This window comes from Citrobacter sp. GW821-FHT07H02, assembly GCF_059418505.1.
This window is the reverse complement of sequence record NZ_JBWKPZ010000012.1, coordinates 71,497-84,230: the sequence shown is the minus strand read 5'-3', so window position 1 is coordinate 84,230 and position 12,734 is coordinate 71,497. Positions and strand designations below refer to the sequence as shown.

The following is a 12,734-nucleotide window of genomic DNA, read 5'->3' as shown; positions in this document are numbered from 1 at the left end:
TACGCCGCCCGGTAATACAAGAGAACTTACTCCCCCTCTCCTGGGAACAGGAACGGGTTGATGGAACTGCGGGCAAAGCCCTCTTGCTCCATACGCGCGTCCAGTATCAGTGAGGCGAGATCGTCGGCAACGGCTTCTACTTTCGGGTCTTTTTCCTGATAGAGAATCTTCAGGTAAGTGCCGCAGTCACCGCAGCTTTCCGCTTTAACCGCTGACTGCTCGTTATCGAGAGACCAGTAGTGCAAATCGCGGCTCTGTTCGCAGTTGCTGCATTTCACGCGTACCACGTGCCACTCGGTTTCGCACAGGTTGCAGTGCAGGTAACGCAGCCCTTGGGTCGTACCAATTTGCACCATGCTGGAGACTGGCATTGAGCCGCACACCGGGCAGAATTGGCGTTGCTCGCCATATTCCGCACGGGCTTTGCCTGGAATCAGGCTCGCCATCTGTGCCCAGTAGAGCGACAACGCGGCCCAGATAAACGGCGCTTTATCGCTGCTCACCAACGAGAAGTCAGAGGCAAACAGCGCGCTGGCCATCATTTCCAGCTCCTGAGAGGACGCTTTCTCCAGATTCTCAATCACCGCCAGTGCCGGACCGCTCATTTCGGGTTTCAGCTCGGCAATCAGTGAAAGCAGAAGTTTCTGCCAGTGTTTATCACGCGGTAAAACGTGAATATCCAGCGGCGGCTTACCCTGCTCATTTGCCTCTTTGATGCGTGCGGTGAGATCTATCTCTAGCGGATGATCGTACAGCACCACTTCCTGGGCATGCGCGATCAGCGCGGCAAAGCGCAGGTAATCGCCCAGTGGGTTATTCTCAGCCAGCTCGCGCAGACGTTCAGCGCGGCGGTTATATACATTTTTGAGTCTGGGGAATAACAACGGCGGAATCATATCCGCCGTGCGTTTTTCGCTCGAACCCAGCTCATCTTGCGGGATTATGCGAATACTCATTCAGATGACTTTTCCTGTTTCTGGCGGACTTCACGGTACCAGCGCGGGTGATGTTTCTTCGCCCACGATTTGGTAACCCATCCTTCCACCATCGCGGTAATGGTGCCTTTAACCCAAAGGGCGGCGTAAATATGCACCATGATAACCACAATTAACGCCACTGCGGCAAATGAATGCAGCATTAACGCGAATCGGATCACCGGGATTGAGAAAGCAGGCGCAAAGTACGGGCGCCAGATGATCACACCGCTCACCAGCAATAGCACCAGGAAGATAATGGCCGCCCAGAAAACGCATTTCTGACCGAAGTTATATCGTCCGGTGTCACCTACTTCCTCGTTGACGACGATCTTACGAATATTCTTCGCCCAAAAGATATCATCCCGATTGATTAGATTGTGGTGCCAGTAACGGAAAAACATGATGATGAACGAGGCAAACATGATTACGCCAACAAACGGGTGCAGAATTCGCGCCAGTTGTGGAGTGCCCATGATCTGCATCAGCCAGTTGAAGGAGGGGAAGAAGAACCCCAGCCCGCTCACCGCCGCCAGGATGAAGCAGAAGGCGGTGACCCAGTGGTTGATACGTTCCGGCGCGGAGTAGCGCACGATGGTGTCACGTCGTTTCATTTGCGCACCTCGTCATTCTCGTCGTGCAGATTGTCATCTTCCTCTTCCGTACGGTTCGGACCTACGCCAACGTAGTGGAAGATACTGGCTGCAAAGGTCGCGGCAAAGCCGACCGCTGCGAGAGGTTTCCAGATGCCTTTCCAGAATTTCACGGTCGCGCTGATTTCTGGGTTCTCTGGCAGACCGTGGTACAGATTCGGCTTGTCGGCATGGTGCAGTACGTACATTACGTGCGTACCGCCAACGCCTGCCGGATCGTACAGACCCGCATTGTCGTAGCCACGCGTTTTCAGTTCTGCCACGCGTTCGCCTGCCAGCGTTTTCATATCCTCTTTGGTGCCAAAGTGAATCGCACCCGTCGGACATGTTTTCACGCAGGCCGGTTCTTGCCCGACGTTCACACGGTCAACACACAGCGTACATTTGTAGACGCGGTTGTCTTCCGGATTCAGTCGCGGCACGTCGAACGGGCAACCGGCAATGCAGTAGCCGCAGCCGATGCACTGTTCAGACTGGAAGTCGACGATGCCGTTGGCGTACTGAATGATCGCGCCTTCCGCCGGACACGCCTTCAGGCAGCCCGGATCGGCACAGTGCATACAGCCGTCTTTGCGGATCAGCCATTCCAGTTTGTCGTCCTGCTCTACTTCCGAGAAGCGCATCACCGTCCAGGATTTGGCGGTTAAATCCGCCGGGTTGTCATACACCCCAACGTTGCTACCGATTTCATCACGAATATCGTTCCACTCAGAACAGGCCACCTGACAGGCTTTGCAGCCGATACAGGTGGTGACGTCAATAAGCTTCGCCACCTCTTCCTGATGATCCCGCGCCTGAGGCGCGGGGGTGAAACCGTTAGTCGCGGAACGACGGATGATATCTTGCGATTGATAAGCCATAAGTCGTCTCCGTTACACCTTTTCCACGTTCACCAGGAAGGACTTAAATTCCGGCGTCTGCGTGTTCGCATCACCGACGAATGGCGTCAACGTATTGGCGATAAAGCCTTTCTTCGCCACGCCCTCGTAGCCCCAGTGAATAGGAATACCGATGGTATCGATATCCTTGCCGTTCGCTTTCAGCGTGCGAATACGCTTGGTCACTACCGCCTTGGCTTTGATATAGCCACGGTTGGAAGAGACTTTCACGGTATCGCCGTGGGCGATGCCGAGTTTATTCGCTAGCTTCTCGCCGATCTCCACGAACTGTTCCGGCTGTGCAATAGCGTTAAGCAGCGCATGCTTGGTCCAGTAGTGGAAGTGCTCGGTCAGACGATACGTGGTCCCGACGTACGGGAATTTATCGGCTTTACCCAGCGCTTCTTCGTCGCCTTTAAAGATACGGGCGGCAGGGTTGGAGATAACGTTCGGGTGCAGCGGGTTCGTGCCCAGCGGCGTTTCAAACGGCTCGTAGTGTTCCGGGAACGGCCCTTCCGCCATCTTATCGATAGCAAACAGGCGCCCCATCCCTTCCGGCTGCATGATAAACGGTCCGACATTGCTGCCCGGTGCGGCGGCGCTGTAGTCCGGAATATCCATCCCGCTCCATTTTGCGCCATCCCATTTTAGGATCTGACGCTTCGGATCCCACGGGTTGCCCTGCGGATCAGCGGAAGCACGGTTATACAGAATGCGGCGGTTGAGCGGCCACGCCCACGCCCAGCCCAGCGTATTGCCAAGGCCTGACGGGTCGGCGTTATCGCGACGCGCCATCTGGTTGCCTTCCGGCGTCCAGCTACCGGCGAAGATCCAACAACCGCTGGAGGTGGTGCCGTCGTCACGCAGTTGCGCGAACGAACTGAGCTGTTGGCCTTTCTTGACGATCACGGCACCCGTTGCCGGGTCGATGATATCGGCCAGCGCCTTACCGTTACTCTCCATCGCCACTTCTTCCGAAGCCGGCTCATGTGGCGTGGAGTAGTTCCAGCTCATGCTCAGCACTTGCTCAGGGTTCGCACCACCCTGTTCGGCGTACATCTTGCGCAGGCGCAGGAAGATACCGGCGAGGATTTCACCATCGGTTGCGGCAATCCCTGGGGCATCGGCACCTTTCCAGTGCCACTGCAGCCAACGACCGGAGTTCACGATAGAACCGTTCTCTTCGGCAAAGCAGGTGGACGGCAGACGGAACACTTCAGTCTGGATTTTTGACGGGTCAACGTCATTCGACTCACCGTGGTTTTGCCAGAAGGTGGACGTCTCAGTGTTGAGCGGGTCGATGGTCACCAGGAACTTCAGTTTGGAGAGTGATGCCACCACTTTGTTTTTGTTCGGGAATGAAGCGACCGGGTTAAAGCCCTGGCAGATATAGCCGTTAACCTTGCCCTGGCTCATCATCTCGAAATACTGCAGAACGTCGTAGCCCTTGTCCCACTTCGGCAACCAGTCAAAGCCCCAGCTGTTTTCAGCTGTCGCTTTATCACCAAAGAAGGCCTTCATCATTGAGACGAAGAATTTCGGGTAGTTGCCCCAGTAGTTCACCTGGCCTTCCAGCAGCGGTTTTGGTGTGCTGGCGGCAAGGTAGGTTTGCAGGTCAGTTTGCTTCTCGCTTGGCAGCGTCATGTAACCCGGCAGGCTCTGTGACAACAGGCCAAGGTCGGTCAGACCCTGAATGTTTGAGTGACCACGCAGGGCGTTAACGCCGCCGCCTGCCATCCCCATGTTGCCGAGCAGCAACTGGATCATCGCCATGGTGCGGATGTTCTGCGCGCCAACGGAGTGCTGTGTCCAGCCGAGGGCATACAGGAACGAAGCGGTTTTGTCTTTCGCGCTGGTTTCTGCGATGTACTCGCAGACTTTCAGGAAGTCGGCTTTCGGCGTACCACAGATGTTTTCCACCACGTCCGGCGTGTAGCGGGAGACGTGCTGTTTCAGCAGGTTCCATACGCAGCGCGGGTGTTGCAGGGTGGTATCGCGTTTAGCGAAGCCGTTTTCGTCCAGCTCGTAGTTCCAGCTGGTTTTATCGTACTTGCGTTTGTCCGCGTCATAGCCGGTAAACAGGCCATCGTCGAAGCCATAATCTTCACGCACGATCAGGCTGGCGTTGGTATAGGCTTCGGTATATTCGCGGTTGAATTTTTCGTTGTTCAGCAGGTACAGCATGACGCCTGACAAGAAGGCAATGTCAGTACCGGAACGGATTGGCGCATAGAAATCGGCCACCGACGCTGTACGCGTGAAACGAGGATCGATCACAATCAGCTTCGCGCCGTTGTGAATTTTGGCTTCCATCGCCCAGCGGAACCCTACAGGGTGAGCTTCAGCGGCGTTGCCGCCCATCACCACGATCAGGTTGGCGTTCTTGATGTCGACCCAGTGGTTGGTCATCGCACCGCGACCAAATGTTGGAGCAAGACTTGCTACCGTTGGTCCGTGTCAGACGCGTGCCTGGTTGTCGACCGCGAGCATACCCAGCGCGCGGGAGAATTTTTGTGTTAAATAGCCGGTTTCATTACTGGAAGCGGATGCACACAGCATCCCAGTGGAGAGCCAGCGGTTAACGGTAACGCCTTCGGCGTTTTGTGCAACGTAGTTGGCGTCGCGGTCTTCTTTCATCAGTTTGGCGATGCGGTCAAATGCCTCATCCCAACTGATTTGTTGCCACTTATCAGAGCCTGGTGCACGGTATTCCGGGAACTTCAGGCGGCTTTCTGAGTGAATGAAGTCCACCAGACCAGCCCCTTTCGGGCAGAGCGCACCGCGGTTTACCGGATGGTCCGGATCACCTTCGATGTGGAAGATAGATGCTTTGGCGTTTTTAGCTCCATCGCCGAGACTGTACATTAACAGCCCACAGCCGACGGAACAGTAAGTGCAGGTGTTACGGGTTTCGCGGGTGCGCAGCAGTTTATATTGCCGTGTTTCCGCGAGCGCTACGCCGGGCGCGAAGCCCAGTGCCGCTGCCGTGGTGCCTGCCATACCGCCAGCGCAGATCTTAAAGAACTGCCTTCTGCTGACCTGCATGGTTTGCTCCTTGTTTCGACATTGTCACTTCCCTTTTACATTTGTATCCAGATGCGCGGGGAGTGGTTGTTATTTTTCTTTACGGATATGCCCGTAAAGGTCCAGAATTGGGGTAATTTCCCTCCATCCAGGAGGGGTTTGTAAAGAATACCACAATGTTGGTATGCGTGTTCTTATACGGTTAAAAGAAAGTGAATAAGATACATCCCGAAGAAGTCAAAAACGTGACGTGTGTCACAGGTTCTCGCCAGGTGACCTTATGGAAACGTGAGGATTTACAACATCCTCAGCCGGATGAGGTAGCTGAAGAAGTGCCCGTCGCGTTGGTATACAACGGGATTTCTCACGTCGTGATGATGGCTTCTCCAAAAGATCTTGAGCACTTCGCGATGGGCTTTTCGCTTTCTGAAGGCATTATCGACCACCCGCGCGATATTTATGGGATGGAGGTTGTACCTTCCTGCAATGGCCTTGAAGTCCAGGTTGAGCTCTCCAGCCGGCGCTTCATGGGGCTGAAAGAACGGCGCCGGGCATTGGCCGGGAGAACCGGTTGCGGGGTTTGTGGCGTTGAGCAACTCAACGATATCGGTAAACCCGTTCAACCTCTGCCATTTACCCAGACGTTTGACCTTGCGAACCTTGATCATGCCCTCAGGCATCTGAGCGATTTTCAGCCGATTGGGCAACTCACTGGATGTACTCACGCCGCGGCATGGGTTCTGCCCTCCGGTCATCTGGCTGGGGGACATGAGGATGTGGGTCGACACGTTGCACTTGATAAACTGCTGGGTCGGCGTGGCAAGGAAGATGACACCTGGCGAAGCGGCGCCGCGCTGGTTTCCAGTCGCGCCAGCTATGAGATGGTACAAAAGTCAGCGATGTGCGGCGTCGAGATTCTGTTCGCCGTTTCCGCCGCCACCACGCTCGCGATTGAAGTCGCCGAGCGCTGTAATCTGACGCTGGTGGGTTTTTGCAAACCGGGCAGAGCGACGATTTATACCCATCCACAGCGATTGATTGTTGAGTAAAATAACAGTCAATTATTTTGAATGAGTTTGGCAAATCCATCCGCTTTTAGTTGTGTGATGTGAAGGCTATTATTTATCACATCAAGGCAGCATGCCTTATACAAACAACTAAATTAAAAGGGTTATACCATGAAAAGCATCAAAACTTTTGTCGCAGTTATCGCTCTCGCTACGTCTTTCGGTTCTTTTGCCGCTCAGTCGATTACTGCGACAGGTTCGACGCTGGAAAGCGCTGAAGCGAAAATTGCCGCTCAGGCTGAACAGGCGGGTGCCAGCGCCTACAAAATCACCCAGGCTTACACCGGTAACCGCGTGCATATGACGGCCGAACTGCTGAAATAAGCAGCCAGCCAACAGTCGAAAGAGCGCCCTTGCGGCGCTTTTTTAGTTTATGCCCGCCAGTCTCAGCAATGCCGTGACCACGGCCGCCGCGATAATCACCACAATCAATGGCATTTTGCGCCAGGCTAAAAATACGGCAAAGGCGACGCCCAACACGCGTGCCATGCCGGCAAAATGGTCGCTTTCATAAAAGGTGGTCGCCAGCGCCACAGAAAACAGCAACACGGTGGCCGCATCGGAGAGTAATGCCTGAGAACGCTCAGAAAGGGCTAAGCGGCTCCCAAGTTTTGCCCCGCCCAGTCGCATCAGATAGGTGCCTGCCGAGAGGATGGCGATGCCGATAATAAACAGCGTCATGTTGCCCATTATTTTTTCCTCGTCAGTAAGCCAAGCAGGGAAAGCAGCACAGGAAGTCCCACGGGAGCAAAAGGAACGGCGGCGAGCGAGAGTGTCGCCCCGCTACAGGCGCGGATCAGTGTGGTTCGATTCCTGAATGCCGGGACAACCAGCGCCAGTAAAATAGCCGGGAATACGGCATCCAGCCCGATGGTTTCCGGATCTGGCAGCATTTTGCCGACCACTGCGCCAAGCAGTGTGCCCAGCGGCCATAAAATCGCCACACCCGCGCCGCACAGCCAGTAGGCCGCTTTGCGCTGTTCAGGTGTTTTTTGCGACAGGCCAAAGACGACGCTTTCATCGTTCATAATATGGCAGCCGAGAAAACTCGCGGCGCGGGTGCCTACCAGGTCGCGTACCGTCACGCCAAACGGGATATGACGGGCGTTAACCAACAAGCCAGCAGCGGCGGCAGCTAACGGATTTCCACCGCTGGCGATAATGCCAATGAACATAAATTCGGATGCGCCAGCCAGCACGGTGATGGAGAGCACAAACGGCACCCAGAGAGGGAAACCGTAGGCCATCGCCAGCGAGCCGTAAGACATGCCGACAACCCCCACAGCCAGACAGACTAAAAATATCGCTTTGATCGTGTCTCCTTTGAGACAAGAGAGAAAGTGCTTCATGTTATTTAGCCATATCGAACGAATTTCCATTATAATGAACGCAACAGATTTGCATTACAAGACGAACGATTCGTTCGATATAAAAAACATGGAGTCGTGTATGACACAACCCATCAGCGTGATTGCCAAAAGCCTGGTGCGTGAGCGTCAACGTACAGGCTTGTCGCTGGCAGAAATCGCCCGGCGGGCAGGGATTGCAAAATCCACGCTTTCGCAACTGGAGGCGGGGAATGGTAATCCTAGCCTGGAAACGCTCTGGTCGCTCTGCGTTGCGCTGGATATTCCTTTTGCACGCTTACTTGAACCCCAGGTACAAAAAACGCAGGTGCTCCGTCGCGGAGAAGGGACGAAAGTCGTGGCAGAGCTGGCGCACTATCAGGCTATTTTGCTGGCAAGTTGCCCACCCGGCGCACGGCGTGACATCTATCTGCTGTTGACGCAACCCGGGGCGGATCGCATTTCACATCCACATTCATCGGGGGCGATTGAGCACATTTTTGTGACGAAAGGAAAAGCGCTGGTCGGTCTGACGGAAGCGCCAGAAGAGTTAAACGAGGGTGATTATATTTGTTACCCCGCCGATCAGGAGCATATTTTCAAAGCGCTGGAACCGGACACTCAGGCGATTCTGGTGGCTGAGCAAAATTAAGCGAGCCTCGATTTTCTCATGCGTGGTTTTTACCAAACCACGCTGATTTATTAATTACGATTATCCCTTCACAAAAACTATATTTATTTGTTTTTACGATATTTCGTTTATTTCGCCACTATTGTTATATTCCTCACGAACTGAAAAATCACTGCATTTACACTAAAAAATCAGCATGCTAATACTTATTCTCCTGTGACAACCTGGCAAGCGATTGTGATTTATTTATGCATTCGATTGTTGTTGCTATTAAATATAAAAACAAAATACATTTTATTTTTATATTCATTGCGCGTATTCCTAAGTGAATATGCGGGTCATCCTTTACTTCAAGGAACGAGGATAAATGAAAAAATCGACGTTAGCGTTAGCAATAGGTCTATTATTAGTAGCAAATAATAGTATTGCTAAAACGCAAAAAATGACTCTGGAACAACGTCTTGAGCAACTTGAATCCCGGCTGGAGGCAGCTGAAAACCGGGCGGCGAAAGCAGAAACGCAGCTCCAGCAATTAGAGGCGCAACAGACGAGTGAAATTCGCGAAATTAAAGCCGCACAGGGGAATACGCCAGTCAATGGTCAAACGGCTGCGGAAGAGACCAAAAAGAATGTATCCACACCGAATCTACTGCTTTCCGGATATGGCGATTTGAAAATTTACGGTGATGTGGAATTCAATATGGATGCGGAAAGTAATCATGGCCTGCTGGCGATGACCAATGCCAATATTGATCATGATCCGACTAACGAAAAGTGGAATATTAATGGCCGAATTTTGCTGGGCTTTGATGGCATGCGTAAGCTGGATAATGGCTATTATGCCGGATTCTCCGCCCAACCGTTGGGTGATCTGTCAGGCTCGGTGAATATCGATGACTCGGTCTTCTTCTTTGGCAGAGAGAATGACTGGAAAGTGAAGGTTGGACGCTTCGAAGCGTACGATATGTTCCCACTCAATCAGGATACCTTTATTGAGCATTCGGGTAATACCGCCAACGATCTTTATGACGACGGCAGTGGCTATATCTACATGATGAAAGAGGGCCGTGGACGTTCTGATGCTGGCGGTAACTTCCTGGTCAGTAAACAGATCGATAACTGGTACTTTGAATTAAACACGCTGTTGGAAGACGGTACATCACTTTATAACGATGACGATTTCCATGGTCGCGCAATGGAGCAGCAGAAAAACGTTGCCTATTTGCGTCCGGTAATCTCGTGGTCGCAGGGTGCGTTCTCGGTTGCTGCGGCGATGGAATCGAACGTGGTCAATAACGCTTACGGCTACACCAACGGCGAAGGCAAGTTTGTCGATCAGTCCGACCGAACCGGTTACGGTCTGACAATGACGTGGAATGGACTCAAGACCGATGCGGATAACGGCGTGGTGGTGAACCTGAATACCGCGTATCTTGACGCCAGCGATGAACAAGATTTTACCGCCGGGCTGAATGCGCTGTGGAAACGCTTTGAGCTAGGCTATATCTATGCACATAACAAGATTGATGATTTTGAAGGGGTCGTGTGTGATGACGACTGCTGGATTAACAATGAAGGCACCTATGACATCCATACTATCCACGCTTCGTATCAGTTCGCCAACGTGATGGATATGCAAAACTTCAATATCTACCTCGGTCTGTATTATTCGATTCTGGATAGCGATGGTGATGGCATAAATGGCGACGACTCAGACGATCGTTACGGTGCCCGCGTTCGCTTTAAATACTATTTCTAACCGAAATGGCCCGGTGGCGTTTTCACCACCGGGCACACAACTCACGCCAGGTAAAACACCTCTTTTAGCTCTGCACTCAACGGACTGTTGTCCGAGTGAGTTGGCATCACTTCACGCATGTGTTTCCACCAACGCTGGCAGACGTCGGTACTGGCAACCGCGTTCCAGCGCTCCTCTGATTCAATCTCGACGGTCGCGAACAGCAGGTTGCGTTCTTTATCGAGATAAATCGCATAGTGATGCGCGCCGTGTGCTTTCAGCACCGCTTCCAGTTCTGGCCAGATGGGGTTATGACGACGCTGATACTCTTCGTGCGTGTCGGCATACACCTGCATCACAAAGGCTTTGCGGATCATAACGCCTCCAGATACAGCTCGCGGACCTCGTCGCGGCTGGCGGTACGCGGGTTACATGGCGCGCACGGATCGGCCATGGCTTTGTCCAGCCAGCCTTCGATATCCTCTTTGGTCACGCCAAGCTGGCTGAAACCTGCCGGAATACCGACGCGTTTGCTCAATGCGCGAATGGCGTTGATCGCTTCCATACTGGCCGCTTCATCACTCATATTGCGCGTGTCGACACCCATCGCCTGCGCCACGCGAGCAAAACGCGCAATGGCATTTGGGCGGTTAAAGTTTTCGATGATGGGCAGCAGAATGGCGTTGCAGACGCCGTGCGGCAGGTTGTGGGTGGCGCCCGGCTGGTGTGCCAGCGCGTGAACCAGACCAAGACCGGCGCTGTTGAACGCCATGCCCGCCAGATACTGGCCAAACGCCATTTGCTCACGCGCTTCGAGGTTATGACCCTCGTCTACCGCTTTCGGCAGCCATAGGGCGATCAGGCGAATCGCTTCCAGCGCGTTGGCGTCGGTGAGCGGGTGCGCGCCAATGGAAACATAGGCTTCGATCGCATGTGTCAGCGCGTCCATACCGGTCGCAGCCGTCACGGATGCCGGGATTTCCAGCATGACGCTGGCGTCATCGACGGCAATGTCAGGAATGATGTTCGGGTCGATGATGACCTCTTTGACCTGGCGCGCAGAATCAATGATCACCGCGTTACTGGTCATTTCCGCTGCGGTACCGGCAGTGGTATTAATCGCGACCAGCGGCACGCCTGCGTTTTTTACTTTTCCGACGCCGGAATACGCCGTTGAGGGACCAGGGTTTGCCGTCAGAATTTTCACCGCTTTGGCGGTATCGATCGGGCTGCCGCCGCCAAACGCGATGATGTAATCGCAGTTCGCGTCCTGGTATGCCGCATAGCCTTTTTGCACCAGCGCTTCGGTCGGGTTTGGGAACACCTCATCGAACAGGTGGTAAGACATTTGATGCGCATCCAGTGCGGCAAACAGACTATCCAGCAGACCCAGTTTGACCAGTTGACCATCGGTGACGATCAGCGCTTTACCCCATTGCTTATTCGCCACGAGGTTAACCATATCGCCAATTGCCCCTGCGCCATGCAGACTGATTTTCGGAAGTGCCAACATAAAGCTCATGATTACTCTCCTTAAATTATAGCTGTATGTCCGGCGGCAGTGTCCGTGTCGCCGGGTGCGGGCGGTGCTATTACAGCGCCAGGGCGCTGGCCAGCGGGGTCACGCCAAAACGTTTACCGAGCGCAATCAGCTCTTCACGCGTGATCGTTTGTTTCATGCCACCCATCGAATAGATTTTGACTAAAACTTCAGCAGATTTCTCTGCGGTATCTATCAAACCGAACGCTTCGTCCAGGGTAGGGCCACTGCCGAATACGCCGTGGAACGGCCACAGTACCAGCGAATGTTTCTGCATTTCGACCGCAGTCGCCTGGCCGATCTCGTCGGTGCCTGGCACCATCCACGGCAGAATGCCGACGCCATCCGGGAAAACCACCAGACACTCGGTGCTACCTTCCCACAGCTGGCGGGTAATGACGTCGGTGCGGTTTTCCAGCACGTAGGTCAGGGCGATCAGGTTGGTGGCGTGGCAGTGCATGATCACGCGGTCTTTGCCACCGGTGGCCTTGATACGCTCGCAGTGGGACAGGAAGTGCGCCGGGAGTTCGGAGGTCGGCACCGCTTCGTGGGTTAAACCCCACAGGATGTGATAGCCCGCGCCGTCGCTGTCGACTTTCACCACGCCGATGTTTGCTGCCGGGTCGAGTTGAACGTTGCGGAAGAATTTACCGGAGCCGGTCACGATAAACGGGGTGTTTGCCAGTAACGGCATCGGCTGACTCAGCGCGATATAGCGCGGTTCTGCGTGGAAATCGCCAGCAAATGGCGCAATATCCGCTTCATCCAGACGCAATGTCAGGTTGCCGCCGTTACGCTCGTCCCAGCCTTTCAGCCAGGCGTCAGACGTGGCTTTGATCATCCCCTGGACGAACCAGGAATTCATAATGTTCTGCATGTTCGG

At 53.9% G+C, this 12,734-nt stretch carries 13 protein-coding genes; 4 read left to right on the top strand and 9 right to left on the bottom strand.

Features of this window, described 5'->3' with window-relative positions; all coding sequences use genetic code 11:
- Window positions 1-26: 26 nt before the first annotated feature.
- From fdhE to fdnG, 4 genes are read right to left on the bottom strand one after another with little or no spacing between them, the layout of a single operon-like run.
- Window positions 27-956 (bottom strand): formate dehydrogenase accessory protein FdhE, encoded by a 930-nt coding sequence (gene fdhE, locus AC07NP_RS13580; RefSeq protein ID WP_494660786.1) that lies wholly within the window; start codon window positions 954-956, stop codon window positions 27-29.
- A complete protein-coding gene (gene fdoI / locus AC07NP_RS13575; protein ID WP_192613906.1) occupies window positions 953-1,588 on the bottom strand; it encodes a formate dehydrogenase cytochrome b556 subunit in 636 nt (211 codons plus the stop codon). Before fdoI ends, fdhE begins: the two co-directional genes overlap by 4 nt.
- Window positions 1,585-2,487, bottom strand: coding sequence for a formate dehydrogenase subunit beta (gene fdxH / locus AC07NP_RS13570; RefSeq protein WP_494660785.1), 903 nt, complete (start codon window positions 2,485-2,487; stop codon window positions 1,585-1,587). Before fdxH ends, fdoI begins: the two co-directional genes overlap by 4 nt.
- Before the next feature lie 12 nt (window positions 2,488-2,499).
- On the bottom strand, window positions 2,500-5,550 hold the full coding sequence (gene fdnG, locus AC07NP_RS13565; protein ID WP_276293311.1) for a formate dehydrogenase-N subunit alpha: 3,051 nt from the start codon (window positions 5,548-5,550) through the stop codon (window positions 2,500-2,502).
- Window positions 5,551-5,741: 191 nt separating this feature from the next.
- Here fdnG and fdhD point away from each other — a divergent pair, with 191 nt between their 5' ends.
- Entirely contained in the window at window positions 5,742-6,578 is an 837-nt protein-coding gene (gene fdhD, locus AC07NP_RS13560; RefSeq protein ID WP_494660784.1) for a formate dehydrogenase accessory sulfurtransferase FdhD, read from the top strand.
- 129 nt (window positions 6,579-6,707) lie between these two features.
- Window positions 6,708-6,920, top strand: coding sequence for a YdgH/BhsA/McbA family protein (locus tag AC07NP_RS13555; protein ID WP_494660783.1), 213 nt, complete (start codon window positions 6,708-6,710; stop codon window positions 6,918-6,920).
- A gap of 42 nt (window positions 6,921-6,962) precedes the next feature.
- Here the strand turns inward: AC07NP_RS13555 and AC07NP_RS13550 are convergent, their stop codons facing one another.
- Complete coding sequence (locus tag AC07NP_RS13550) at window positions 6,963-7,286, bottom strand: AzlD domain-containing protein (protein WP_162381570.1); 324 nt, start codon at window positions 7,284-7,286, stop codon at window positions 6,963-6,965.
- A complete protein-coding gene (locus tag AC07NP_RS13545; protein ID WP_203359400.1) occupies window positions 7,286-7,945 on the bottom strand; it encodes an AzlC family ABC transporter permease in 660 nt (219 codons plus the stop codon). The genes AC07NP_RS13550 and AC07NP_RS13545 overlap by 1 nt, the downstream gene beginning before the upstream one ends.
- A gap of 100 nt (window positions 7,946-8,045) precedes the next feature.
- Here AC07NP_RS13545 and AC07NP_RS13540 point away from each other — a divergent pair, with 100 nt between their 5' ends.
- Window positions 8,046-8,594, top strand: a complete 549-nt coding sequence (locus tag AC07NP_RS13540; protein WP_203359399.1) for a helix-turn-helix domain-containing protein — start codon at window positions 8,046-8,048, stop codon at window positions 8,592-8,594.
- Between the two features lie 346 nt (window positions 8,595-8,940).
- Window positions 8,941-10,332 (top strand): carbohydrate porin, encoded by a 1,392-nt coding sequence (locus AC07NP_RS13535; protein WP_494660782.1) that lies wholly within the window; start codon window positions 8,941-8,943, stop codon window positions 10,330-10,332.
- A gap of 41 nt (window positions 10,333-10,373) precedes the next feature.
- Here AC07NP_RS13535 and rhaM read toward each other — a convergent pair whose 3' ends face one another.
- The 3 genes from rhaM to rhaD all read right to left on the bottom strand — a co-directional run bounded on the left by rhaM (window position 10,374) and on the right by rhaD (window position 12,728).
- The gene (gene rhaM / locus AC07NP_RS13530; protein WP_203359397.1) at window positions 10,374-10,688 is read right to left on the bottom strand and encodes an L-rhamnose mutarotase; all 315 of its coding nucleotides are present in this window, start codon (window positions 10,686-10,688) and stop codon (window positions 10,374-10,376) included.
- A complete protein-coding gene (gene fucO, locus AC07NP_RS13525) occupies window positions 10,685-11,833 on the bottom strand; it encodes a lactaldehyde reductase (RefSeq protein ID WP_494660781.1) in 1,149 nt (382 codons plus the stop codon). The genes rhaM and fucO overlap by 4 nt, the downstream gene beginning before the upstream one ends.
- 70 nt (window positions 11,834-11,903) lie before the next feature.
- Entirely contained in the window at window positions 11,904-12,728 is an 825-nt protein-coding gene (gene rhaD, locus AC07NP_RS13520) for a rhamnulose-1-phosphate aldolase (protein ID WP_203359395.1), read from the bottom strand.
- Window positions 12,729-12,734 lie beyond the last annotated feature (6 nt).

Excerpts from the sequence above, each read along its gene's own strand:
- rhaD (WP_203359395.1), bottom strand. The coding sequence starts at position 12,728 with ATGCAGAACATTATGAATTCCTGGTTCGTCCAGGGGATGATCAAAGCC.
- AC07NP_RS13550 (WP_162381570.1), bottom strand. The coding sequence starts at position 7,286 with ATGGGCAACATGACGCTGTTTATTATCGGCATCGCCATCCTCTCGGCA.
- AC07NP_RS13555 (WP_494660783.1), top strand. The coding sequence starts at position 6,708 with ATGAAAAGCATCAAAACTTTTGTCGCAGTTATCGCTCTCGCTACGTCT.
- AC07NP_RS13545 (WP_203359400.1), bottom strand. The coding sequence starts at position 7,945 with ATGAAGCACTTTCTCTCTTGTCTCAAAGGAGACACGATCAAAGCGATA.
- fdhE (WP_494660786.1), bottom strand. The coding sequence starts at position 956 with ATGAGTATTCGCATAATCCCGCAAGATGAGCTGGGTTCGAGCGAAAAA.
- fdxH (WP_494660785.1), bottom strand. The coding sequence starts at position 2,487 with ATGGCTTATCAATCGCAAGATATCATCCGTCGTTCCGCGACTAACGGT.
- AC07NP_RS13540 (WP_203359399.1), top strand. The coding sequence starts at position 8,046 with ATGACACAACCCATCAGCGTGATTGCCAAAAGCCTGGTGCGTGAGCGT.
- fdoI (WP_192613906.1), bottom strand. The coding sequence starts at position 1,588 with ATGAAACGACGTGACACCATCGTGCGCTACTCCGCGCCGGAACGTATC.
- fucO (WP_494660781.1), bottom strand. The coding sequence starts at position 11,833 with ATGAGCTTTATGTTGGCACTTCCGAAAATCAGTCTGCATGGCGCAGGG.
- rhaM (WP_203359397.1), bottom strand. The coding sequence starts at position 10,688 with ATGATCCGCAAAGCCTTTGTGATGCAGGTGTATGCCGACACGCACGAA.
- AC07NP_RS13535 (WP_494660782.1), top strand. The coding sequence starts at position 8,941 with ATGAAAAAATCGACGTTAGCGTTAGCAATAGGTCTATTATTAGTAGCA.